This is a genomic window from Salegentibacter salinarum, assembly GCF_900168115.1.
Classification (GTDB): Bacteria; Bacteroidota; Bacteroidia; order Flavobacteriales; family Flavobacteriaceae; genus Salegentibacter; species Salegentibacter salinarum.
In genome coordinates, this window is sequence record NZ_FUZC01000008.1 from 162,125 (window position 1) to 188,403 (window position 26,279).

The following is a 26,279-nucleotide window of genomic DNA, read 5'->3' on the forward strand; positions in this document are numbered from 1 at the left end:
AATCAGGATTAAATTTTAAATTATGGAAAACAAGAAAGAACTAAGAAACTGGCTGGACGATTTCGGATTAGATCATCCGTTAGTAATTGCCGGGCCGTGTAGCGCAGAAACCGAAGAACAGGTTTTAAAAATCGCTCATCAATTAAAAGATACAGATGCCACGGTTTTACGTGCCGGAATCTGGAAACCAAGAACAAGACCGGGAAATTTTGAAGGCGTTGGAGCACTTGGTTTAAAATGGTTAAAAAAAGCCAAGGAAGAAACCGGAATGCTAACTACGACTGAGGTTGCCAATGCACATCACGTAGATCTTGCTTTGGAAAACGATGTTGATATTCTATGGATTGGCGCCAGAACTACGGTTTCCCCATTTATCGTTCAGGATATTGCTGATGCCCTTAAAGGAACCGATAAAACCGTTTTGGTTAAAAACCCGGTAAACCCTGATCTATCGCTTTGGTTAGGTGCTGTGGAAAGATTTCATACGGCCGATATTAAAAATTTAGGAGTAATCCACCGTGGATTTTCGGCTTACGAAAAGACCAAATACAGAAACAATCCTGAATGGCAAATCGCTATTGAACTTCAGAATAAATTCCCTGATCTTCCACTAATTTTAGATCCGTCGCATATTGCTGGACGCAGGGATATTATTTTTGATCTTTGTCAAACCGCTTTAGACCTTAATTACGATGGATTAATGGTTGAGACCCATCACACTCCCGATGATGCCTGGAGTGATGCCGCACAGCAAATCACCCCCGCAACACTTGTTCAGATTATGAAAGATTTGAAAATTAGAAAAGAAGTTTCAGAAAGTGAAGATTTCAAAAATAAATTGAACACTTTAAGAGCTAAAATTGATGTTGCCGATAACCAATTGATCGAATTGCTTTCAAAAAGAATGAAAATTTCAGATGAAATTGGAAAGGTGAAAAAAGCACAGAACGTTTCGGTTTTACAAACCAAAAGATGGAACGAAATTCTTGGAAATATGGTATTGGAAGGCGAACAACACGGCTTAAGCGAAGAATTTATTCTGCGTTTATTCAAAGCGGTTCACCAGGAATCCATTAATCACCAGGAAAAAATTATGAAAGCTTAGAAAGTTTCTTGTTTTCCAAAATAACTTTTACAGGATTTCGGCCGGGAATCCTGTAAAAGTTTCATTTTTAATTGGTGTAAGCAAGACGTCGAGAGGCCTTTCTCATTAATTTATTAATAAGAGCGTCAGTGGTGCTACCCAGGCTACCAGCAACCCGCTTATTGTAGTTCCATAACAATTCACCATCAGTAGCATTGTTTACGCTCATATTCACTGTAGCCGTGTTTGTAGATCCCCAGAAGCCTACTAATAATCCAAGTGCGATGGAAGCTCCGTCAGACATAGGTTTATCGGTTTCAAAGGTTCCAGAAACTACTGCGTCTACTCCTAGAATTTTAGCAAGCTCTTCCGGGGTATGTCTTGTAGGATCTGTAATATTATTATCCTGAAGTAAAATTCTGGTGCGTTTTGGATCCTGTACATTAAGGCTTAGTTTGCCACGCTTCTGACGGGTCAAAAACCAGGTGTACATTGAGTTTTGAATTGCAAGACCTTCATTTTGGGCCATTTCCTTAAGTTGTTCGGCAGTGATCTCTTTCATTTGTTTCGGCCTTAACTTTATACTTGCTTCAAACGGAAGAATTGCCAGGCTTTTATGGTTCTTAGAAATCTCATCGAACTGTGGATGTTCAAATAAACGAGTTTGTGCATTTGCAGAAAAAGCAAAGAGGCATATCATGCCTGTAATAAATAATTTAAAAGTAAATTTGTTCATAATTTAGATGTTATTAAATTTTTCAGCATCAAAGATATATCAAAGATTAACACAAAATTCAGTTATTTTAAGAGTAGATTAACAAATTAATGAAAGGAATCGTTTATAAATCTACCGGAAGCTGGTATCAGGTAAAAAGTGAAGCAGGAACGTTTTACGATTGTCGGATTAAAGGAAAATTCCGCATTAAAGGTATTAAGAGCACCAATCCGGTGGCTGTTGGTGACCGCGTGGAATTTGATATTGAAGATAAGGAAGGTGCAGAACAGGGGGTGATCAAGAAAATTGATGAACGCGAAAATTACATTATTCGTAAATCGGTAAATCTTTCTAAGCAAACCCATATTATCGCCGCCAATATAGACCAGGTTTTTTTACTGATAACCCTTAACAATCCGCCCACCCTTACCACTTTTATAGACCGATTTCTGGTTACTGCGGAAGCTTACCACGTAAAGGCGGTTTTACTTTTCAATAAGGTAGATACTTATAATGAAGATGAATTGCTTGAGATTAAATATCTCGCCGCTATTTATAGAAATGCCGGTTACGATTGTATAGGAATTTCCGCCTCTACCGGAAAAAATGTAGATAAAGTCAAGGATATGATGCTGGGCAAGACCAGTATGTTCGCCGGCCATAGCGGTACCGGAAAATCAACTTTGATCAATGCTATTGAACCCGGTTTAAATTTAAAAACTTCCCAGATTTCTGAGCAGCATAAACAAGGCCAGCATACCACCACCTTTGCTGAAATGTTCGACCTAAATTTTGATGCAAGAATAATTGACACTCCTGGAATTAAAGGTTTTGGGGTGGTAGAAATTGAACGGGAAGAATTAGGAGATTATTTTCCTGAATTTTTCAGGATAAAACAAGATTGTAAATTTCATAATTGCCTCCATTTAGAAGAACCGAAATGTGCCATTAAAGATGCACTGGAAGAGGGCGAAATTGCCTGGAGCCGTTATAAAAGTTATTTACAGATTTTAGAGGGAGAAGAAGACAATTACAGAACAGATATTTATCCGAAAAAATGAGAGTAGTTTTACAGCGAGTTTCTAAAGCCTCAGTACAAATAAACCACGAAATTAATGCGGTGATGCGTACCGGATTATTGATCTTATTAGGAATAGAAAATGAAGACTCGCAGGAAGATATAGATTGGCTTTGCAATAAAATAGTGAAAATGCGCATTTTTAGCGATGATAATGACGCTATGAACCTTTCTTTACTTGATGTTGACGGCGATGCCATTGTGGTAAGTCAGTTTACATTACACGCTTCCACCAAAAAAGGAAACAGACCTAGTTTTATTAAAGCGGCGAAACCTGATGTTGCGGTTCCACTTTACGAGAAATTCATCGAGAAACTGGAAGAAACTTTAGGTAAACGGGTTGGTACAGGAGAATTTGGTGCCGATATGAAAGTAGAGTTAATTAATGATGGGCCTGTAACAATCTTAATGGATTCTAAAGAAAAAAGTTAAAATTAGTTAAAATTTTATACCTTGCGATTCTAAACTTCATCTCTTTAGATAAATGCGTAAGGTTTTTTTGCTCCTGTTTCTATTTTTTCAATTAGGTATTTCCTCAATTTATAGTCAGGATTATAGTATTTCTTCACTTCCTGCCAACTTACTATCCAATGCCAATGCCATTGTTCGTAATGAGTCTATAGAAATATCTATTCTTGCCGTTGACAAAATGAGGGTGAAAACAATGCGGGTCGTTACGGTTCTTAATGAATATGGAGAGCAACACGTTCAGGCTTACGATTTTTATGATGAGAATACCAAAATAAAACATCAGGAAGTCATTGTTTACAACAGTAGCGGAGAAAAAATAGATAAAATAAAAGAGCGAGATTTTTATGATCGTAGTCTTAATGGTTCAGGCACGCTCTTTAGTGATAACCGACTTAGTTATTTAAACTATACCATTAGTGATTATCCTTTAACCTTCGCCTATGAAAGTGAAGTAGAAACCAATTCTACAATTTTTATCCAGCCATGGAAGCCACTTGGAAATTATAATCTCAGTGTAGAAAAAACTTCTTATAAACTCCTAAACCTCAATGCGATTCCATTTAGGTTTGAGGAAAGGAATCTCGAAGAATTGGACCTTGAAAAGAATAATTCCACTTCAGAATTATTTTATAAAACCGGCAATATTTTAGCAGTTAAAAATGAAGTTTTAAGCCCCGATCTTTCAACTTTTACTCCCCAGGTCTTAGTGGCACTGAATGAGTTTGCCCTGGTAGGAGTGGAGGGTAAAGCTTCCAGTTGGAAAGAATTGGGAAAATGGCAGTATGATTATTTGTTAAACAATAAAACTGACCTTCCCGAGGAAACAACTTTAAAGATTAAAGAACTTACCTCTAAGGCGATTTCTAACAGGGAAAAGGCAGAAATAATTTACAACTATGTTCAGGAAAATACCCGTTATATAAGTGTACAATTAGGGATTGGAGGCTGGGAACCAATGGCAGCTGCAGATGTGGATAAATTGGGTTATGGAGATTGTAAAGCGCTTACTAATTACACCAAAGCCTTGCTGGAGTCCCAAAACATACCATCGTATTATACCGTGGTTTATGGTGGTAAAAAAAATAATATTGATCCCGATTTTGCTTCTATGCAGGGGAATCACGTAATCCTTAATTTACCACTAGCAGAAGAAGATGTATGGTTAGAATGCACCAGCCAGTCTACTCCATTTAATTATTTGGGTGATTTTACCGACGATAGAAAAGTCTTAAAAATTTCTGCGGAAGGGGGAGAAATTATAAGCACGCCAAATTACTCTACAGCATCAAACCTCGAAGAGAGTTTATGCGAAATTCAACTAAACGAAGATGGCGGATTTTTAGCGGAAGTTACACGTAGTAATTCCGGCATTGCTTATGGAGATACTTACGGGATTAGAAATCAGAAGTTAGATCACCAGAAAATTTATTACCGGGAAAATTGGGGGCACTTAAAGGAATTGGAGATCGGGAAAATAGCTTTTGTGAATAACCGAGAGTCCGTAATTTTTACTGAGAACTTAGAGATTAAGGGAACTAAATTTGCTTCTAAGGCCGGAAACAGGTTATTGCTTCCCCTTAATTTTTTACCGGCTAAATCATTTAATTTACCAAGAAACGAGTCCAGGAAACTTCCTTTGGTCATAGACAGAGGAGAAACCTATAAAGATAATTTCCAATTTAAACTACCTGCAGGATTCAAAATAGAATCTATTCCGGAACCGGTGGTTATTGAAAATGATTTTGGTAAACTAAGTATAAAAACCAGTCTTACAGGTATTTCTAAAAACGAACTAAACGTTGAAAGACTGCTGATTTTAAATGAAGGGAGCTGGAATAGTTCAGAATATAATGCTTATCGTGAATTTATGAATCAAATAAAGTCTAATACCAATCAAAAGGCAGTTTTAGTCAGTAACTAACATCATTATGAAACAATTTTATTTTTTTATCATCAGTTTATTTTCCGTGTGTTTACTTCAGGCACAGGATTACAAATTTGGAAAGGTTTCTAAGGAAGAAGTACAGCAAAAAGAACATCCCACATTTGACGAAGCTAATGCGGCAATACTGTTTAGGAAGCATAGAGTTTATTATGAAATAAATAAAAATACGGGAATAAGTTTGGTAACCAATGTTCACGAGCGTATAAAAATCTATAATAAAGATGGTTTTGATTGGGCAAATAAAACCATAAGTGTATACCAGAATGGCTCTCAAAGGGAGAGTGTTAGCGATATAAAAGCCTATACCTATAATATTATTGATGGCAAACTGGTTGATGAAAAACTTAGAAAAAATGGTGTGTTCCAGGAAGAGGCCAGTAAATACAGCCTAAAAACCAAATTTACAATGCCTGCGGTAACTGCGGGTAGTGTAATAGAATATAAATATACCATTAAATCCCCATTTGTCACCTCTATAGACGATGTGCCGCTTCAGTTTGAAATTCCGGTAGACAGGTTAGAGGCGGAAGTGAAAATCCCGGAATTTTTTGGATTTAAAATGCATTACAACCCAAGATCACCTATTATTTTTCCCATTGATAAATCCCGCGAAAGCTTTAGATATAATTACACGCAGAAAAGAAGGAGCGGCGACCACGTGAGCAATACACAGTACAATCAGAAAAGCATAGATTATATCTTAAACGTCTATAACTTTCAAAAAGATGGTATTCCCCCTTTAAAAAAAGAAATTTATGTAGATTACCTTCAAAACTATGCAGCTTATTTGCGATGGGAATTACAGTATACCAAATTTCCTGATTCTCCAGTAGAAAGTTATTCCCGTACCTGGGAGCATGTGGCAAAAAGTATTTACGACGATGCCGGCTTAAAACAAGAGGTAAACAAAACCAATTTTTTTGATGATGATATCGATGAATTACTGGCTGGAACGCAGGAGCAGCCTGCGAAACTTGAAAAAGTTTATAATTATGTAAAAAATAGAATAACCTGGAACGATTTTATAGGTTTTCAGGCAGAAAATGGGGGGAAATCGGCATATAAAGATGGAAAGGGTAATACCGGTGATATAAACCTTATGCTGGTAAGCATGTTAAGATACGCGGGCTTTGATGCTAATCCTGTTTTGGTAAGTACTAAATCTCATGGAATACCATTTTACCCAACCAGAAATGGTTTTAATTATGTGATAGCCGCTGTTGAAACTCAGGATAATATTGTTTTACTGGATGCTACCGATAAGAATGTGGCTATAGGAGAACTTCCTGAAAGAGCTATGAATTGGAGAGGAAGGATAATTAGGGAAGATGGTTCTTCGGATTGGGTAGATTTAATGCCTAGCGTAAAGTCCCAAAACACTACTATTCTCAATATGCAATTTGATGAAGAAATGGTATTGAAGGGTAAATCGCTAAGCAATATTAATGGTTTGCACGCCAAAAAATTTAGAGATAGTTATGTAGGTTTAGCGGAAAACGATTACCTGCAGGTTTTAGAAAAAGATAAGGGGAATATTCTTATTTCTGAGATAGATATATCTAACGAAAACGCCATTGGGCAAGACATTAAGCAAAGCTATAATTTTGAACTTAGAGACGCGATGGAGGTAATAAATGAGAAAATTTATTTAAGACCCATGGTTTTTACCGCCCTTGATGAAAATCCTTTTAAGGGTGAAGAGCGCAATTATCCAATAATATTTGACTTTCCATCCAGTGAAACTAAAGTGATAAACTTCCTTATCCCAGATGGTTATGAGGTTGAGTCGTTGCCGGAAAGCGCAATAGTTAAACTCAAGGACGGGGATGGGATCTTTAAGTTTATAGTGAATTTTGGTGGAAAATTTTTGAGAATTGAATCTTCTTTAGAATTAAATAATATAGTTTATACCTCTTTAGATTATGAGGGACTTAAAAATTTCTATGGACATATGGTGAATAAACATTCAGAAGCCATAGTTTTGTCAAAAGCTGAAAAATAAAATGAACATAGAAAACGCTCAAAAGGCAGTAGACGATTGGATAAAAGAACACGGAGTTCGGTATTTTAATGAACTTACCAATATGGCGCAACTTACCGAGGAAGTAGGCGAAGTTGCCCGTATAATCGCCCGAAGATACGGGGAGCAAAGTGAAAAAGAATCTGATAAGGAAAAGGATCTGGGTGAGGAGCTGGCAGATGTAATGTTTGTGGTGCTCTGCCTGGCCAATCAAACCGGGGTTGATCTTCAGGAAGCTTTTGATAAAAAATTGGATATAAAAACAAAAAGAGATCACGACAGGCATCATAATAACGAAAAGTTAAAATAATGAAGTTCAAAGAGATGATTTCGCAAAGAGCATTCTGGAAATCGGTTTTGTTTCTAGGCCTTGGCTTTTTAATTGTATATGATATTGTAAGTATGTTGTTTGAATACGGCGGATTTCATTTTGAAGCCTATTTTACCGAACGCACGGAAGATGGGAAGTTGTTTCGTTTTATCGCGGGTCAATTTCTTGCAGCTTTTGTTTATGGATTTATCATTTCGTTTGGGCAGTTTAGGGCAAGAAAAAAGAAAGATGCCGAAAACTAATATTAGCAATTAATGAACTTAAAAATTTCAAATACCACGAAGCATCTTAGCGGTACAATAAAAGTTACCGGTTCTAAAAGTGAATCTAATCGTTTACTGATTTTGCAGGCTTTATATTCAAATTTAAAGATCAGCAATCTTTCCAATAGTGATGATACCCATTATTTGCAGAAAGCTTTAAAAAGCGAAGATGAATTAGTTGATATTCACCACGCAGGGACGGCAATGCGCTTCCTAACCGCTTATTTTTCTACTTTAGAAGGCAGGGAAGTAGTGTTAACCGGGAGTAAAAGAATGACCGAGCGTCCTGTTAAACTTCTTGTTGATGCGTTAAAACAAATGGGAGCTGATATTTCTTATGAGCAAAACGAAGGTTATCCGCCAATAAGGATTAAAGGGAAAAAGCTTACCGCAAATCGTGTGACGCTTCAGGCTAATATTAGCAGTCAGTATATTTCAGCATTAATGCTTATTGCACCTTCACTTCCTAACGGACTCGAAATTAATTTGGAAGGTGAAATTACTTCTACACCTTATATAAAAATGACTTTAGAAATCTTGCAACGCTTAGGAATTCCAGGAGTTTTTGAAGGAAATACCATTAAAATTGAACCTACTCAGGAAGTAGAAAGACAAACTTTAGCTGTTGAATCAGATTGGAGTTCAGCTTCTTATTATTATAGTTTAGCGGCGATTAGCGATTCTGCCGATTTAAAATTAAGCACTTATCGAAAAACCAGTTTACAGGGAGATTCCTGCCTGGCTGAAATTTATAAGCAGTTTGGAGTGACTACCAAGTTTGAAGATGATCATATTATTTTAAAAAAACGCCCCGGAACTAAACCAAAACATATTGAAGAAAACCTTCAAAACTCACCGGATATCGCCCAAACCATTTCAGTGACCTGTCTTGCTTTAAGCGTGCCCTGTAAGCTAACCGGTTTGCACACCTTAAAAATAAAAGAGACCGACAGGCTGGTAGCTTTAAAAACTGAAATTGAGAAATTCGGAAGTAAAGTAAAAGTCACCAATAACAGTTTAGAACTTCTTCCGGAGAAAAAATTTTCAGAGAATGTTTCAGTAGCCACGTATAATGATCATCGAATGGCAATGGCTTTTGCTCCCCTGGGACTCAAGGTTCCATTTAAAATTGAAGATGCCGAAGTGGTTTCAAAATCATATCCTGGATTTTGGGAAGATTTTGAAAAACTCAGTTTTAAGATTGAAAAAACTTCAATTTAAAAGCTTTTTTCAAATAAACCGTTAATTACTTGACAACCCCTATCTTGAGATTGTATATTTGCCGCTTCTAAAAATGCAATTATGGGAATGAAACTTTCACACTTCAATTTTGAACTTCCAGATGAACTATTGGCAGAGTACCCTTCAGAGAACAGGGACGAAGCCAGATTAATGGTTCTAAACCGGAAGGAACAAACAATTGAACATAAACAATTTAAAGATATTCTGGATTATTTTGAGCCCGAAGATGTTATGGTATTGAACAATACCAAGGTATTTCCGGCTAGATTATATGGTAATAAAGAAAAAACCGGAGCCAGAATTGAGGTTTTTCTTTTAAGAGAATTAAATCCTGAAACCAAACTTTGGGATGTTCTTGTAGATCCTGCAAGAAAAATTAGAATCGGGAATAAGCTTTATTTTGGTGAAGATGAAAGTTTAGTGGCTGAGGTTATAGACAACACTACTTCCCGCGGAAGAACGCTTCGTTTTCTTTACGATGGTTCTTACGAAGATTTCAGAAAAAAATTAAAGGACCTGGGAGAGACTCCACTTCCCAAATATATAAAGCGTAATGTTGAGCCTGAAGATCAGGAGCGCTACCAAACAATCTACGCAAAAGAAGAAGGAGCTGTAGCTGCACCAACCGCCGGACTTCACTTTTCTAAACACCTTTTAAAGCGTTTGGAAATTAAAGGAGTAGATTTTGCTGAAGTTACATTACACGTAGGTTTGGGAACTTTTAGCCCGGTTGAGGTAGAAGACCTTAGCAAACATAAAATGGATAGTGAAGAAGCTTTTATTGAAAGGAAAGCTACACAAACCATCAACAGGGCAAAACTGGAAAACAGGCGCGTTTGTGCTGTTGGTACCACGGTAATGCGTGTGTTGGAAAGTGCGGTTTCTTCTAACCATACCTTAAATGAATTTAATGGCTGGACCAATAAATTTATTTTCCCTCCTTACGATTTTAGTATTGCGAATTGTATGATTACAAACTTCCATACTCCAAAATCTACACTTCTTATGATGATCTCAGCCTTTGCCGGTCACGATTTTATGAAGCGTGCTTATGAAGAGGCGGTAAAAGAGAAATATCGTTTTTATACTTATGGGGATGCGATGTTGATCATCTAATTCCATAAAGTTTTAAAAATACAAGCCACAACTTATATAATTAGGTTGTGGCTTTTTGATTGATTGTGTTTTTGCAATGGAATAGAATTAGGTTTATTTAATTCACAAACCTAAGAGGTGTAAAAAAAAACTCACCGGAAGCTAGGTATGTGATGGATGAATTTTTTTAATGCTTAAAATCAAAATTTTAATTTGCTTAGCATCAGAAATTAAAACACTTAGCTTCAGCTTAACTTAAAAATCCTTTAATTCTTCATACTTTTGCAGCGTGAAAAATAAGAAGAAAGACATACGGGCACTTACCAAAGCTCAACTACAGGAATTTTTTGTAGCCAATGGCGATAAATCTTTCCGCGGAAGTCAGGTATATGAATGGCTTTGGAATAAAGGCGCGCACAGTTTTGAGGCGATGACCAATATTTCTAAAGCTACCCGCGAAATGCTGGACGAGAATTTTGTGATTAACCATATTCGGGTAGACAAAATGCAACGCAGCAGCGATGGCACCATTAAAAATGCTGTAAAACTTCACGATCAACTAACAGTAGAATCGGTTTTAATTCCTACAGCCAGCAGAACAACGGCCTGTGTTTCTTCTCAGGTTGGTTGCAGCTTAGACTGCCAGTTTTGTGCTACCGCAAAATTAAAAAGAATGCGCAACCTGAATCCTGATGAAATTTATGATCAGGTAGTTGCTATAGATAATGAAAGTCGCTTGTATTTTGACAGGCCTCTTAGTAATATTGTTTTTATGGGAATGGGCGAACCGCTTATGAACTATAATAACGTAATGAAAGCGGTAGAAAAGATCACTTCCCCAGAAGGTTTGGGAATGTCCCCAAAACGAATTACTATTTCTACCTCTGGAGTTCCAAAAATGATTAAAAAACTGGCCGATGATGAAGCTAAGATTAAACTTGCTGTTTCTCTACATTCAGCAATAGATGAGGTGCGAACCCAAATAATGCCTTTTAATGAAACTTTTCCTTTAGACGATCTTAGGGAAGCTTTGGAATACTGGTATTCTAAAACCAAAAGTCGAATTACTTACGAATACATTGTTTGGAAAGATATTAACGATACGAGAAAGGATGCTGAAGCGCTTGTTCGTTTCTGTAGTTATGTACCGTGTAAGGTGAATTTAATTGAATACAATCCAATAGACGATGGTAATTTTCAGCAGGCTTCTTCTAATGCTACAGATATGTATCAGCAAATTTTGGAACGCAATGGGATTACAGTAACGGTAAGACGTTCCCGTGGTAAAGATATCGACGCTGCCTGTGGTCAGTTAGCTAATAAATCGGCTTAATCGCTCTTCAGAATCACTTAATTTTTGAAAGAAAAACCACCGATGAATATTCTCTATAAATAATTATCTTTGGTGGCTTAATGAAAGTAATTTCCCAAATAAAACTTCCGGTTGAGAAAGAGATGGAGCTTTTTGAAAAAAAGTTCCTGGAATCTATGTCCTCCAAAGTTGCACTGCTCAACAGGATAACACATTATATTGTTAACCGCAAAGGAAAGCAGATGCGACCTATGTTCGTTTTCCTGGTTGCTAAAATGGTTTCTGACGGGAGCGTGAACGAGCGCACCTATCGCGGTGCATCGGTAATAGAGCTTATTCATACCGCTACTTTGGTTCACGATGATGTGGTTGACGATTCTAATCGCCGCCGTGGATTCTTTAGTATAAATGCTTTATGGAAAAACAAGATCGCCGTTTTAGTGGGTGATTATTTACTTTCTAAGGGTTTACTTCTTTCTATAGATAATAATGATTTTGACCTGCTAAAAATTATTTCAGTCGCGGTTCGGGAAATGAGTGAAGGTGAATTGCTTCAAATAGAAAAAGCCAGGCGTTTAGATATTACTGAAGCCGTTTATTACGACATTATTCGGCAAAAAACCGCTACGCTTATTGCTGCTTGTTGCAGTTTAGGAGCAGCTTCGGTGAAACCAGATTCTGATGCCATTGCTAAAATGAGACGATTTGGTGAATTAATTGGGATGGCGTTCCAGATTAAAGATGATCTCTTTGATTATGGCGATGAGCAAATTGGGAAGCCTACCGGCATTGATATTAAAGAACAAAAAATGACTTTGCCTTTAATTTACGCCCTGAATAATTCGACTAAAAAAGAGAAGGATTGGGTGATTAATTCGGTTAAAAATCACAATAAAGATAAGAAGCGGGTAAAAGAGGTAATTCAGTTTGTAAAAGATAAGAATGGACTTGATTACGCCGTAACTCGTATGGAAGAATTTCAGCGTGAAGCTTTATTGATCCTTGAAGATTATCCGCCATCACCTTACCGCGAATCCCTGGAGCTTATGGTAAATTACGTGATAGAACGTAAAAAGTAAGGCTGGTTTGAAGTTTTACGTTTCCTCTAAAACATTCGATTAGAATCTGAAAACCAGTTCAGGTTAACAAAAAAACAAAACAGCCTTAATTACTTTTTAAAAGAATAAGATTAGTTATCGTCTTCGTGAATTTCTTCATCTATTTCTCTTTCTACTTTTTCTGCACCTTCTTCAACTTTTTTAGCCCCTTCTTTCACTTTTTCCCCGGCTTTATTCACATTGTCTTCAATGTCTTTGCCTATTGCTTCTACGGCATCTTCTGTTTTTTCCTGGGTGGTGTCCCGGCAGGAATATAAACTAAGCGCAAAAATGCAAACTAATAATAAAATTAAATTTTTCATTGAAATTTGATTTTGGTTTAAACTAAAAAAAGCCACTTTTTATTACAAAAGCGGCTTTAGAATCTAATACAAAGAAACGATTACATATTGTCGTCTTCGTTCATTTCTTCTTCCATTTCTTGCTCAGCTTCTTCAGCTTCAGCTTCTATTTCGTTACCAGCTTCTTCCATCTCATTTCCTGCTTCGTCAGCAGCATTTTCGATGTCTTCACCAGCAGACTCCATAGCGTCTTCTGTTTTTTCTTCAGTAGTTTCTCTACAAGAGTAGATAGAAAGTGACATTGTTGCAACAGCAAAAAGTAAAAATAATTTTTTCATTTTAGAATATGTTAATTAGTTGAAAGAACAAATTTAAACTATTTTTTAATTGTGCAAGGGATTCTTTTCAATCAAATATTTCCAATATCTTTTGGGGACGTGTTGATGATGAAGCTTAATGTTTATGCGGAATTTGATGGTGGTAGCTTCAAAATAATTCTTCCATAATTTCTGAAACTCCTGCTCGTGGGAATCTAAGAAATAATCATTTTCTTCTGAAGAACCCGAATTTTTAGCAAAATCAATATTGATGATATCGGTGGTAGGTAGATTATAATAGAGTCCGTATTTACGTTTCAGATCATATATTATCCATTCCTGGTCGCTATAGCGGGTGGTGAAGTGATTTTTTATAAGCCTTAATTCGATCAAACATTATAATCTGTGAAGTTGATTCAAAAATAGGAAAAAATCCGATAATTTGGATTAATTCTAATTTTTAAAATCAGGATAGTTTTCCGGATCTTCCCCCGCAAGTTTCGCAAAATTTCTATAGGCCCGTTCTACCTTTTCTTCGGGGGTTGTCTTAAATTCTGCATCAGTAATATTATATTCTTCCTGTAGGGAATCCAGGCTTTGATGCATTTCTTCTCTTACTTCGGCATAATCTGGATGATTATAAATATTTGTCATTTCTTTAGGGTCTTCTTTCAAATCATAAAGTTCCCATTCATCAATATTATCATAAAAATGCATTAATTTAAAACGATTGGTCCTAATCCCGTAGTGTCTTTTCACCATATGAAAAGCGGGAAAATCGTAATAATGATAATAAATTGCATTCCTAAAATCTTCATCTGAAACTGAATTATTCATTAAAGTTCGTAATGATTTTCCCTGCATATCCTGTGGAATTTCTGCATTGGCAAAATCGAGAAAAGTTGGAGCAAAATCCAGGTTTTGCGTTAGCGCACTTATTTCACTTCCGGCTTCAATCTCTCCGGGAAGTTGCATTAGCATAGGCATAGCCAAAGATTCTTCGTACATAAACCGCTTGTCAAAAAATCCTTTTTCACCTAAATAAAAACCCTGGTCTGTGGTGTAAACAATTAAGGTGTTCTCATCTAAACCTGATTCTTCCAGATAATCAAGAATCTCCCCAACCCCTTCATCTACCGAAGCAACAGTGGCAAGATAATCTCTTAAATAGCGCTGACCTTTCCATTTTGCCAGTTCTTTACCTGTTAAATTAGCTTCGTGGAAAGCATCATTTTTAGGTCGGTAAGCAGCGTTCCAGGTATCGCGTTGTTCTTTCGTCATTCTTTCAAAATCTGTTTTCCATGGATTATGCCTTAAGGAATCGCTGCCTTTCTCCACGCTCATTTTTAAATCGTGACCTTCGTACATATCTTCATAGATGGTTTGCAGTTGTTGCTGCGCGGCTACCTGGCCTTCGTGATCTGAAAAATAACTATCGGGCAAAGGGAATTCAATAGAATCGTATTTATTTAAATGCCTTAAAGCGGGCATCCAGTTTCTATGTGGAGCCTTATGTTGAACCATAAGCATAAAAGGTTTGTCTTCATCCCGGTTGTTTTTTAACCAGTCCAGGCCCATTTCGGTAATAATATCTGTGGCATAACCTTCAATTCTTGTAGTATCTTTTCCTTTAATGAAATCGGGATTATAATAATTCCCCTGATCTACAAGAATATTCCAGTGATCAAAACCTTCAGGTAAACCGTGAAGGTGCCATTTTCCAACCAGGGCGGTTTGATACCCAACTTCTTTTAAGAATTTGGGAAGCGTGGGTTGCGAACCGTCAAAAACTTCCCCGTTCATTCTAAACCCGTTTTCGTGGCTATGCTTCCCGGTTAGGATTACAGCACGGCTGGGTCCACAAATGGAATTTGTACAAAAATTATTATTGAATTTCACTCCGTTTTGAGCAATTCTATCAATGTTTGGAGTTGGTGCTAATTTACTTACCGGATGGCCGTAAGCACTAATCGCCTGAGCCGCGTGATCATCGGTCATTATAAAAACAATATTTGGCCGTTTTGTTTCCGGGTCTTTATCTTCTTCTTTTTCTGAAGTATTGTTTTTACAGGAAATCAACGAAATACCTACTAGAAAAAAGCTGAAGACCAAAGGAAAAATTTTCTTAGAAATCATAAAGGAAGATTTTGATGAGTAAGGACTAAAGTACAAAAAGTATGTAATTTTGTCTTAAATTAGACCTATACACAAACTGCTCAATTACATTTTATGAAGTTTTCTCAACTGAAAATATTAGTTATTCTATTATTTGGTTTTCAGTATTATAGCCTGTTTTCACAGCAGCTTACTCCACCTATACATAACTATTCTTCTACAGATTATGAAGCTGCCAGCCAGAACTGGGATATTGATGTAGATAAAGATGGCGTGATTTACGCTGCGAATAATCAGGGCCTACTAAGTTTCGATGGACAGGCCTGGGAATTGCATCCTCTACCCAGTGGTAGTATTATTCGTTCGGTTTTTGTGCATAAGGATATGATTTTCACAGGGTCCTATAAGGAATTTGGATATTGGAAGAAGGATGCTACGGGCGAGTTGTTTTATACCTCGCTTATTCCAAAACTGGGGAAGTACGCGATGCAGAGTGAAGAATTCTGGGAAATCCTGGAATTTAACGGGGATATTTACTTTAGATCTTTTGGCGCGATTTATAAATATGATAATGAGGTCATAAAACCCATTCAGAATATTATAAGCAATAAAATGTTAGTCTATAAGGATAAGTTACTATTTGCTGTGCGTAAGAATGGTCTGCATTTTTTGGATGAGAATAATGAATTACAAAAGTTGCCAAATCAGGAAATCTTAGATGAAGAAATAATTGTAGATATGGCAATCCAGGGAGATGACCTTATTATTGGTACCCGGGAGAAACTTTTTAAGTATGACGGCAATATATGCATCTTGCTTGATGATCCAGAATTGATGGAAGAGTTAAAAAGTTCTGAACTTAATCATGTAATGACCTTAGATAAGCATAGACTCCTCTTAGGTACCGTTAAGAATGGAATTATAAATTATGATGAGACAAACCAGTCTCATACTATTTTTAATCGAAATAGCGGACTTCAGAATAATACCATCCTTGGGTTTGTAGAGAAACAAGGTAATATCTGGTTAGGACTTGATAACGGGATTGACCGGATAGAAATTGATTCTCCCGTAGAATTTTATACCGATGATACCGGGGAATTAGGAGCTGTATATGATCTTGTTTTTCATAAGGATAAAATGATCCTGGCCAGTAATACCGGGGTTTATACTTTTAGTAATAATCAGCTTGAGATTATCAATGGAGCTGAGGGGCATACCTGGAATCTTGAAATCTTAAATGATACTTTATATGTAAATCATAACACAGGAACCTATTACCTATTGCAGGATAGGTTGATGCCTGTGGAGACATCTACCGGAAGTTTTAAGATCAGTAACCTGCCCTACAGCAGAAATGAGTATTTGATTAGCAGTTATACCGGAATCCGCAATTTGAGCCAAAAGGATGATAGTATTTATAGCCTTGATAGCTTAAATTTTCCGGTTAAAAATGTGGTTTTTGAAAATGAAAGCATCCTTTGGGCTGCCCATCCTTACGAAGGTCTTTACAGGGTAGGTTTAAAAAATAGCTTTAGGGAGACTCAGTTTATTGATAAAATCAATATACCCGATGGTGGCAACAGTATTAATACCAATGTCTTTTTAATTAATAACCAAATAGCGGTTTTTAATGGAGACCAATGGTTTAAGTATAACTCCTTTAAAGATTCATTATTGGTTTTTGAAGAATTGGATGCTTTTAGAAAGCATAAAATGTTACTGAAAGATGGAGATTCCTATTGGTTCAGCCATACCGAAAATAACTCCCTTAAGTATACCAATTTTGATGATAAAAATATAGTGATTGCTCCCGGAAATCTGAATAACAGACTGGTAAAGAATTATGAGGAAATTTTAAAAAATGGGGATTCGCTCTACTATATTGCTTTAAATGATGGCTTTGCAAGGATAGACCTGGCCAAATTTGTGAATAATTTAGACGAGGTTCATATTAGTAAACCTACTGTTAAGGGTTTTCTTGATCTTGAAAGGCGCCATTCTCTTGAAAATAATCCCGAAGTTCCTTATAAAAGTTCCCGGGAGCTAAATATTTATACTTCTTTTCCAGTTTCTGAAGCAATGGGTTTACGCTATCGTTTAAGGGGAGAAGACACGCTGAGCGGTGAAGTTAAGAATGGGGTAATAAATCTGCAGAACCTTAATCATGGCGATTATCAGCTACAACTTCTTGCTGTAGGACCACAAGCTAAAATTGCAAAAAAGAACAGTTTTAATTTTAGTATTAACCCGCCGTGGTACCTATCAAACCTAATGAAACTAGTGTATATGCTTATCATCTTATCACTGGTGGTTTTGGTTTATTGGTATAACCAGCTGAAACTTAGAAAGCACCAGCGGGTGTTGGAAGAAAAGTTTGAAAAGGAGCACCAGGAACGACTTAATAATCTTGAAAAAGAACGTTTGAAAAATCAGATTACTTTAAAAAGAAAAGAGTTGGCTAATACCACCATGGTAGCTGCAAAAAAGAATGAAATGTTGATGGAAATTCAAAATGAATTGAATAAGGATAAAGGTAGTTTCCCTAATCAATTTAAAATGAAGCATATTTTGAACAAAATAAACCGTGCTATAAAAAATAAGGACGAATGGCAGGTTTTTGAAACTAATTTTAATGAGCTGCACCAGGATTTCTTTAAGGATATTCTGGATAGCTATCCACATCTCACCAGCAAAGATTTAAAGCTTTGCTCGTATCTTAAAATGAATCTTACTTCAAAGGAAATTGCTCCTTTAATGGGAATTTCAGTACGAGGGGTAGAAGTACATCGTTACCGCCTCAGAAAAAAGATGAATTTGGATAAAAAGGAAAACCTGACGAATTTTCTAATAAAAAATTTCTAAGTTCTTATTTTAATCCTTCAAATTTAACATAAATGAAATACATCATTACTACATCATCGGTTTAACGCTTTGTTAAAAATTTACATCAAAAAACTTTTAAATAACTGTATATCAATAATATAAAACCTTAATTTTTTTGATGTAGCAGTAGTGTACTATAACGTTTGCGTAGAAACTAAGCTTGGTTGTATCTTTCTGTTAAAATTCAGTAAAAATTCAACCGTATGAAATTAAAATTATTTGCCATTTGTATGGTCTTATTATCCAGTTTTGGATTTGCTCAGGAAACCAAATCCATTACAGGGATCATAACAGACCAAAATGATATGCCTTTACCGGGAGCCGAAGTAAAGGTTATTGACAAAGAGATTTTTGATGTAACCGACTTTGATGGGAATTTCAGTCTTGATAATGTTGAAGTTGGTGATGCCGTAAGGGTAACTTTCCTTGGGTTTATTCCGCAGGAATTTACGGTGGGTGAAAATAATGAGTATACAATTTCACTGGAAGAAGATGCCGATCAGCTAGAAGAAGTTGTTGTGATTGGATATGGTACCCAGGAGAAAAGAGATTTAACGGGTTCCATTAGCACGGTGTCTGCTGAAGAAATTGAAAAAACACCTACCGCTAACGTAATGCAATCATTACAGGGGAAAGTTTCCGGGGTACAAATTGTTAACTCCGGTTCACCCGGAGAATCTCCTACTGTAAGAATTAGAGGTCTGGGCACCTTTGGAGATGGAACTAATGTACTATATGTAGTAGATGATGTTTTGTATGATAATATTGACTTTCTAAACACCAAAGATATTAAGTCTATAAACGTTCTAAAAGATGCTTCTTCTTCGGCTATTTATGGAGTAAGGGCAGCGAACGGCGTTGTGATTATTGAAACAAAATCAGGTAGAAAAAACCAAAAGCCTCAATTTGAGTACGATGGTTATACCGGTTTTCAACGTGCACAGAATGTTATGAAACTTGCCAATACAGAGCAATTTGCTACTATGGCAAGGGAATCTGGGTCTGCACCTGATGCTCAATTTATTGAAAATGCAATTCAACGTTATGGCCGTAGCCGTATAAACCCTAACGTTCCCGCAGTGAATACCGATTGGTATAAGGAAATTCTGAGAGAAGGCTTAATCCAAAACCATAGTATTTCTGCTTCAGGTGGAGGCGAAAGTGTAGTTTATGCGGTTGGTGCAAACTATACCGGTCAAGAAGGGATTCTTGATATGAAAAACGATTACGAACGTTTTAATATTCGGTCTAAAGTAGATATAGATCTTACCGATCGTTTAAAAATTGGAGTTAACTCAATTTTCAGTAATGCTACCAAACATGCTCCAGAGGACGGAGCCTGGTTTAGAGCTTATTTTGCAGTACCTACCATGCCGGTTATAGACGAAACCAATACAGAAGCCGGCCCTACACGCTACTCCAACGCTCAACTTCTTGGATACAGAAGTACGCAAAACCCATTTCAGGATCTTGCTTATAATGAGAATAGGTTAAAAATAAGAAAACAACTTACTTCTGCCTTTTTACAGTATGAATTAATAGAAGATAAATTAGACATTAAAACTACCTACAGTCACGATTATTCCAGTATAGAAGTACGTGAAGTGAATCTTCCATATACATTAGGGAATAATTTTGAAAGACGTTCGAGTATTAAAAGAGAAAACAATAATTTCTCTAACCAATACTGGGATAATGTGTTGACTTATGAAGATACTTTTGGTGATCACGATCTAACTTTAATGGCCGGTACATCATTTAGGGATGAAGCTAGCAACGAATTTGAAGCTACTGGTTTTGATATATCAGGAGTTGGGCTCGAAACAAGTTGGTACCTGGATTTTGCCGATCCTGATTCTTTTGCTAATAACGTAGAAGAACTGGGGAGAAGGTATTACGGACTTTCATACTTTGGTAGGGTAGCCTATACATTTAAAGATAGATACATTTTCTATGGTACATTTAGAGCTGATGGATCTTCAAAATTTACTTTAGATCCCTGGGGTTATTTCCCTTCCGTTGGTTTAGGATGGGTAGTGTCTGAAGAAGAATTTCTTGTAGATAATGACCTTATAGATTTTTTTAAATTAAGAGCCAGTTGGGGGAAATTGGGTAATGATAATGTAGCGGCAAGTGCCGGATCTAATACTATTGAAGTCGTAACTGCACCAATAGGCGATCAACCTCGTACAGGTTTAACTTCTACCAGTGTATTTTCTAATAATACCTGGGAGGTTATTGAAGAATATAACTTCGGTTTAAATCTAGAAGCATTCGATAGAAGGTTATCTATTGATGCCGATTATTATATACGTGATACCCACGATGCAATTCTTCCGGTTTTTATTCCAATTGTTAACAGAAGTATTGATAGAAACTCGGGAGTAATAAGAAACGAAGGCTTAGAGCTTGTGGCAAACTGGAATCAACAGGTTACTGAAGATTTTAGCTTTAGAATAGGTGCAAACTTTACTACGCTTAAAAATGAAGCTCTCGAAATTGAAGATGAAAGAGGATATATCGATTCCGGTTCGGCTGAATTTAGACAGCGAACTACTATTGGTGGTCCATTACTTGGTTTTTATGGATATGAAAGAATTGGTGTTTACCAAAACCAGCAGGAAATAGATGCCGATCCTGTTGCTGTAGAAAACGACCTTGTCCCCGGAGATTTAATTTATAGAGATCAAAACGGTGATGGAGTTATAGATGATTCCGACAGGGTAATCCTGGGATCTTTCTTACCGAAATATACTTTTGGTGGTAATATCGGGGTTAGCTATAAAGCCTTTGATTTTTCAATGGACTTTTATGGCCAGGCCGGTAATAAGATTTTAAATAGAAAACGAGGTGAGATTATTTATACCCAGGATACAAATATTGATGCCGATCTTGCAATTAACAGGTGGCACGGAGAAGGAACAAGTAATACCTATCCTTCATCAGCAGGACTACGTAAAGCCTGGAACCAACGTTTAAGTGATTTCTGGGTAGAAGATGGAGATTTCTTCCGCATTCAAAATATTCAGATAGCTTATAATATTGAAGCAGCAGGTTTACCGGAAACAAGAATCTATTTCACTGCTGAAAAACCATTTTCATTCTTTAACTACAATGGTTTTAATCCTGAAGTAGCAGACGGGGTAGATAGGCAAACATACCCAGTTCCAGCAATTTACACTATGGGTGTTAATTTAAAATTCTAAAAAAATGATTATGAAAAGATATAGTTTCACAAAAATTTTCCTCCTGTGTCTCATTTTGGGCTTCGGAGTTAATTCCTGTACCGATAAACTTGAAGAAAGAGAAGGGCAATTAGATACCGGGGATCTAGACGTTACCGATGCCAGTAATATGGTACAGCCTCTAATTGGTGCTTATTACGAATTTGCAACCCGTGGTTGGGAAGAACCGCTTTTGTTAGGGGTAAGAGGTGATGACGTAAACGCAGGTGGCTTGGGAGACCAGCAACAGTTTGCAGATACCGACAGGTATGAGTATGACCAAGGCTATTGGATGTATAATTCGCTTTGGAATGTTCATTATAATGATATTGTTAATATGAACAGCGCAATTTTACAGCTGGAAAGCTTTAAAGAGTTTGCTGATGCCGAGGATATAGATAGAGCAGATCAATATATTGCTGAGATAAAAGTATTGAGAGCTTATCTTCATTTTAACCTGGCCAGAACCTGGGAAGAGGTATTTATTATAACTTCCAATCAGCCAGAGGAAGAACTGGAACAGGGAGTTTCTTCAAAAGCAGATGTAATGCAATTTATTTCTGATGAAATGGATATGGCTATAGAAAATCTTCCAGACGCACGGCCAAACGAGCGTACCGATATTCAGGGAGGAGTTACGCAATATACTGCCTATGCCCTTAAGGCCCTTGCTCATCAGGAATTAGAGAATTATCAGGAAGTAGCCGATGCTGCCGGAGCTATTATAAGTTCAGGGAAATTTTCTCTTTACCCAGATTTCTACCAACTCTTTAAGGATCCTGGCGAACTAAGTAATGAGAGTCTACTTGAAATTCAATATTCAGATTATGGAACTGAAGCCGGGGGTGAATTGTATCACGAATACTCACCTTTTGGTCCACAAAACTGGACGCCCGCTCGTGAAAACGCGCAGAGTGGTTGGGGCTTTTATGAACCCAGTAATAAATGGATAGAATTCATGATAGATCGCGGAGAGGAAACCAGGCTGGAAACAAGTGTGCTCTTTACCGATAGAGGTATTGCAGATCTAGAAGCCGAGGGTGTAGAAGTACCGGGATTCGTTTCGAATACAACTCCTTCGGGGGATGTAATTAACGACTATGCCCGTGCAAAATTTGCCAGTGGTAAACACTACCTGCCATCAACTCAACTTACTGATGGAAGAAATAATTATAGCGCCGGAAAAAATATGATTATAATTCGCTATGCCGAAGTGTTGCTAATGTATGCCGAAGCTATAACCTTAGGTGCAAATGGTTCCAGTATTTCTGCCGATGAAGCTGTGAATACGGTGAGAGATCGTGCCGGTATGCCGCCGTTAAGCGGGGTTACCCACGAGGATGTTTTAGATGAAAAATTCGCTGAATTAGCAATGGAGTGGGGAATTAGATTTTACGATATGATTCGTCACGATATGTACGGTGAATTAAGTTATGATGGTAGAAATTTCACTGCAGATAAGGAATATTTACCATATCCACAGGAGCAATTAGATGCCTTACCTATTGAGGCCACAGCAGTAGACAGAAATACTGTGATGAACGATATTTTGTCTGAATTAAACTAAAAAACAATGAAAAAAATCAATAAATATTATTTCGGAATATTTTCATTCATCCTTCTACTCACTTCCTGTGAGTACGATGGAATAGATCCGTTAACCCAGGTTGATCCGGGTGAGGATGCCGGTGCTCCCGAGGTAACCATTAATTATCCTAATGAAGGGACTACAATTCAGGTACCTGAACCCGTAGCCTCAATAAACATTAGGTTTGAGGTAGTTGATGATATTGAAGTGGATATGATTGAAGTCCTGGTAAATGGAGATCAAATTGCAACTTTTAATGAATTTCTTGACTATCGTATAGTAAAGGAAGAAGTAAGTTTTGAGAATGTTACCAATGGGGAACATACCTTAACTATTAATGCTACAGATATTGCCGGAAATACTACAAGTAAAACGGTGAATTTCAGTAAAGAACCTCCTTACACTCCAAAATATGCCGGAGAGTTTTTCTATATGCCATTTGATGCCGATTTTACCGAACTGGTAAATATTTATATGGCCGATGAAACAGGAGATCCGGCTATTTCCGGTGATGCCTTCCTGGGAACAGGAGCCTACGAAGGAGTGGCTGAATCTTATATAGATGTGCCGCTGGACCAGGAAAACCTTGGTAGTGAATTTAGTGGTGCTTTCTGGTATAAAGTAAATACCGATGAAGCTGATCGTGCAGGGATTTTAGTAGCAGGTGCCGAAGGTTCCGGAGATAGTGAAAGTCGTCAGCAGGGTTTCCGTTTATTTAGAGAAGGTTCAGCGGAAGAGCAAACTATCAAAATGAACGTTGGAACGGGTACCGGGGAAAGCTGGAATGATGGTGGAATTATAAATGTAACTAATAATGAATGGGTACATATTGCTTTCAGCGTAACTCCAACAGAAACTATACTTTACTTTAATGGGATGCCGGTAAATACCGGGACAATGACCGCAGCTATAGATTGGACGGGAGTAGAACAACTTACCATTGGAGCAGGCGGAGATACCTTTAGTTATTGGGATCACAGGTCTGATATTAATAGTAAAATTGATGAACTTCGGCTATTCAATACGACATTAACCCAGGAAGATATTCAGGCTTTAATTAATGCCTCTTCAATTACATTGCACATGCCATTTAATGGAGATTATAGAGATATGGTTTCCAATCGGGAAGTTACAGAAGTAGGTTCTCCCGGCTTTGCAGGAGAAAGTGTAGAAGGCAACAATGCTTATGCAGGTACCGAAGGTTCATATCTTCAATTACCTTCTGACGGACTTCTAAGCGAAGAATTCAGTACTACTTTCTGGTATAAAGTTAATGCCGATCCAGAGCGTGCAGGAATCATCACTATTAGTCCTGAAGATGAAGAAAACCCAGATGCACAAAATAACAGAACCAGTGGTTTCCGTCTCTTTAGAGAGGGAAATGCCGACGAACAGCGAATTAAAGCCAATGTTGGAAATGGCTCTGCCGATAGTTGGAATGATGGCGGTGTGATAGATGTAGCTGCGGGAGAATGGGTACACGTTGCCCTTGTAATCACCGAAACTGAAAGTCATATTTATCTGGATGGCGAACTGGTTAATACCGGTGATGTGCCCGGCGGAATAGACTGGACAGGAACCAATATCGTTTCGATTATGTCTGGTGCTCCAAGATTCACGGGATGGGATCACCTTGCCGATCTAAGTTATATGGATAATCTACGCTTCTATAACAAAGCTCTGACTGCAGAGGAGGTTGAAGCCGCAATGGGAGAATAAATTTTAAGAATGATTCCGGCTCTAATTAGAGTCGGAACCTTTTCATCTTACTATCATTTAGTGAGACTGGTTTATGCACCTTAAATTTTTGAAAATTCAGATGTTACTTTCTCCTTCATTAAAAATACTCAAGATGCTTAAGAGCTTATATTTTATAGGATTAATGCTAATTTTTTATTCCTGCTCCAGTGATGATGGTCCCGGCTATCAGGAACCTTTTGATCCGGATTCAGAAAATGAAGAGGAAGAAAAATTGAGTGATGAAGATTTACTGGATAAAGTTCAGGAACAAACTTTTAAATATTTTTGGGATTTTGCGGGTACTAATTCCGGTTTAGCCAGAGAACGTTCGCAAGCCGATGCCTATGGAGGCGAGGGAAGAAATATTGTAACTACAGGGGGTTCCGGGTTTGGACTTGCCGCATTCCCGGTCGCTGTAGAACGTGGGTGGATAAGCAGAGCTGAAGCCGTTGAAAGGCTTGACAAAATCCTCGACTTTTTAGAGGAAGTTCCCACCTATCACGGTGCATTTTCTCACTGGTATTTAGATGATGTAGCACAAACCCGTCAATTCGGCGATATGGATGATGGTGGTGACCTGGTTGAAACTGCTTTTCTTATGCAGGGATTGCTAATTAACCGAGAGTATTTTGCTGAAGAAGAAAATATCACCGAAAGAATTACTGAATTATGGGAAGCTGTAGAATGGGATTGGTATACGCAGGGTGAAAATGTGCTTTACTGGCACTGGTCCCCAACCTATAGTTTTCAGAAAGATTTAAAAATCCAGGGATGGAATGAGTCTCTAATGGTTTATGTGCTTGCTTCGGCGTCACCAACTCATTCTGTTGATCCGGAAGTCTACCATCAGGGTTGGGCTTCTAACGGTAATATGGTGAACAACCGGCAGCATTACGGGATAGATCTTCCGTTGGGACCTTCATACGGTGGTCCGCTCTTTTTTGCGCATTATTCTTTTATAGGTCTCGATCCTCAAAATTTAAGCGATGAATATGCTAATTACTGGGAACAAAATACAGCGCATAGTCTTATCCATTATAATTATGCCATAGATAATCCTAAGGATTTTGAAGGATATGGTGAAAACAGCTGGGGATTTACAGCCAGCGATAATTACGAAGGCTATTCGGCGCACAGCCCGGATAACGATTTGGGTGTAATAACACCTACAGCAGCCTTATCTTCTTTTCCTTATACTCCCGAAGAGTCTATGAAAGCCCTGCGCTATTTCTATGAAGAAATGGGCGATGAACTTTGGGGACCCTACGGATTTTATGATGCTTTCTCTGAAGAAGAAAATTGGGTGGCCAATGGTTACCTGGCTATAGACCAGGGACCAATAATTTCAATGATAGAAAATTACAGAACCGGTTTGCTCTGGGATCTTTTTATGCAAGATGAAGAAATTCAGGCAGGCCTGGATAAACTGGGTTTCAATTATTAATACCGAAAAT

The 26,279-nt window shown here is 37.4% G+C and carries 21 protein-coding genes; 16 read left to right on the forward strand and 5 right to left on the reverse strand.

Going from position 1 to position 26,279, the window contains the following annotated elements:
• The first annotated feature begins 22 nt into the window (after positions 1–22).
• A complete protein-coding gene (locus B5X53_RS11470) occupies positions 23–1,105 on the forward strand; it encodes a bifunctional 3-deoxy-7-phosphoheptulonate synthase/chorismate mutase type II (protein WP_079713364.1) in 1,083 nt (360 codons plus the stop codon).
• Between the two features lie 67 nt (positions 1,106–1,172).
• On the opposite strand, the gene B5X53_RS11475 is transcribed toward B5X53_RS11470, so the two are convergent.
• On the reverse strand, positions 1,173–1,820 hold the full coding sequence (locus B5X53_RS11475; RefSeq protein ID WP_079713365.1) for a hypothetical protein: 648 nt from the start codon (positions 1,818–1,820) through the stop codon (positions 1,173–1,175).
• An 89-nt stretch (positions 1,821–1,909) separates the two neighbouring features.
• Here B5X53_RS11475 and rsgA point away from each other — a divergent pair, with 89 nt between their 5' ends.
• The 10 genes from rsgA (at position 1,910) to B5X53_RS11525 (ending at position 12,635) form a co-directional block, all read left to right on the forward strand.
• A complete protein-coding gene (rsgA, locus tag B5X53_RS11480; protein ID WP_079713366.1) occupies positions 1,910–2,860 on the forward strand; it encodes a ribosome small subunit-dependent GTPase A in 951 nt (316 codons plus the stop codon).
• Complete coding sequence (gene dtd, locus B5X53_RS11485) at positions 2,857–3,309, forward strand: D-aminoacyl-tRNA deacylase (RefSeq protein WP_079713367.1); 453 nt, start codon at positions 2,857–2,859, stop codon at positions 3,307–3,309. Before rsgA ends, dtd begins: the two co-directional genes overlap by 4 nt.
• A gap of 52 nt (positions 3,310–3,361) precedes the next feature.
• Positions 3,362–5,269 (forward strand): DUF3857 domain-containing protein, encoded by a 1,908-nt coding sequence (locus tag B5X53_RS11490; RefSeq protein ID WP_079713368.1) that lies wholly within the window; start codon positions 3,362–3,364, stop codon positions 5,267–5,269.
• Between the two features lie 7 nt (positions 5,270–5,276).
• Entirely contained in the window at positions 5,277–7,295 is a 2,019-nt protein-coding gene (locus tag B5X53_RS11495) for a DUF3857 domain-containing protein (protein WP_079713369.1), read from the forward strand.
• 1 nt (position 7,296) lies between these two features.
• A complete protein-coding gene (locus tag B5X53_RS11500) occupies positions 7,297–7,623 on the forward strand; it encodes a nucleotide pyrophosphohydrolase (RefSeq protein ID WP_079713370.1) in 327 nt (108 codons plus the stop codon).
• The gene (locus tag B5X53_RS11505) at positions 7,623–7,886 is read left to right on the forward strand and encodes a hypothetical protein (RefSeq protein WP_079713371.1); all 264 of its coding nucleotides are present in this window, start codon (positions 7,623–7,625) and stop codon (positions 7,884–7,886) included. The genes B5X53_RS11500 and B5X53_RS11505 overlap by 1 nt, the downstream gene beginning before the upstream one ends.
• 12 nt (positions 7,887–7,898) lie before the next feature.
• A complete protein-coding gene (gene aroA / locus B5X53_RS11510) occupies positions 7,899–9,128 on the forward strand; it encodes a 3-phosphoshikimate 1-carboxyvinyltransferase (protein WP_079713372.1) in 1,230 nt (409 codons plus the stop codon).
• An 81-nt stretch (positions 9,129–9,209) separates the two neighbouring features.
• Positions 9,210–10,265, forward strand: coding sequence for a tRNA preQ1(34) S-adenosylmethionine ribosyltransferase-isomerase QueA (gene queA, locus B5X53_RS11515; RefSeq protein ID WP_198550791.1), 1,056 nt, complete (start codon positions 9,210–9,212; stop codon positions 10,263–10,265).
• A gap of 268 nt (positions 10,266–10,533) precedes the next feature.
• Complete coding sequence (rlmN, locus tag B5X53_RS11520; RefSeq protein WP_079713373.1) at positions 10,534–11,577, forward strand: dual-specificity RNA methyltransferase RlmN; 1,044 nt, start codon at positions 10,534–10,536, stop codon at positions 11,575–11,577.
• 80 nt (positions 11,578–11,657) lie between these two features.
• Entirely contained in the window at positions 11,658–12,635 is a 978-nt protein-coding gene (locus B5X53_RS11525; RefSeq protein WP_079713374.1) for a polyprenyl synthetase family protein, read from the forward strand.
• Between the two features lie 110 nt (positions 12,636–12,745).
• Here the strand turns inward: B5X53_RS11525 and B5X53_RS11530 are convergent, their stop codons facing one another.
• The 4 genes from B5X53_RS11530 to B5X53_RS11545 all read right to left on the reverse strand — a co-directional run bounded on the left by B5X53_RS11530 (position 12,746) and on the right by B5X53_RS11545 (position 15,408).
• A complete protein-coding gene (locus tag B5X53_RS11530) occupies positions 12,746–12,976 on the reverse strand; it encodes a hypothetical protein (RefSeq protein ID WP_079713410.1) in 231 nt (76 codons plus the stop codon).
• A gap of 80 nt (positions 12,977–13,056) precedes the next feature.
• Entirely contained in the window at positions 13,057–13,293 is a 237-nt protein-coding gene (locus tag B5X53_RS11535) for a hypothetical protein (protein ID WP_079713375.1), read from the reverse strand.
• Positions 13,294–13,338: 45 nt separating this feature from the next.
• The gene (locus tag B5X53_RS11540; RefSeq protein ID WP_079713376.1) at positions 13,339–13,665 is read right to left on the reverse strand and encodes a DUF4130 domain-containing protein; all 327 of its coding nucleotides are present in this window, start codon (positions 13,663–13,665) and stop codon (positions 13,339–13,341) included.
• A gap of 60 nt (positions 13,666–13,725) precedes the next feature.
• Entirely contained in the window at positions 13,726–15,408 is a 1,683-nt protein-coding gene (locus B5X53_RS11545; RefSeq protein WP_079713377.1) for a sulfatase family protein, read from the reverse strand.
• Positions 15,409–15,501: 93 nt separating this feature from the next.
• On the opposite strand from B5X53_RS11545, the gene B5X53_RS11550 reads away from it, so the two are divergent.
• From B5X53_RS11550 to B5X53_RS11570, 5 genes are all read left to right on the forward strand, one after another.
• Positions 15,502–18,252 (forward strand): helix-turn-helix and ligand-binding sensor domain-containing protein, encoded by a 2,751-nt coding sequence (locus B5X53_RS11550; RefSeq protein ID WP_079713378.1) that lies wholly within the window; start codon positions 15,502–15,504, stop codon positions 18,250–18,252.
• 224 nt (positions 18,253–18,476) lie between these two features.
• Positions 18,477–21,479, forward strand: a complete 3,003-nt coding sequence (locus B5X53_RS11555) for a SusC/RagA family TonB-linked outer membrane protein (RefSeq protein ID WP_079713379.1) — start codon at positions 18,477–18,479, stop codon at positions 21,477–21,479.
• A 10-nt stretch (positions 21,480–21,489) separates the two neighbouring features.
• Positions 21,490–23,064 (forward strand): RagB/SusD family nutrient uptake outer membrane protein, encoded by a 1,575-nt coding sequence (locus tag B5X53_RS11560; RefSeq protein ID WP_079713411.1) that lies wholly within the window; start codon positions 21,490–21,492, stop codon positions 23,062–23,064.
• 6 nt (positions 23,065–23,070) lie between these two features.
• On the forward strand, positions 23,071–24,804 hold the full coding sequence (locus tag B5X53_RS11565) for a LamG-like jellyroll fold domain-containing protein (protein ID WP_079713380.1): 1,734 nt from the start codon (positions 23,071–23,073) through the stop codon (positions 24,802–24,804).
• A gap of 133 nt (positions 24,805–24,937) precedes the next feature.
• A complete protein-coding gene (locus B5X53_RS11570; protein WP_079713412.1) occupies positions 24,938–26,269 on the forward strand; it encodes a glucoamylase family protein in 1,332 nt (443 codons plus the stop codon).
• Positions 26,270–26,279 lie beyond the last annotated feature (10 nt).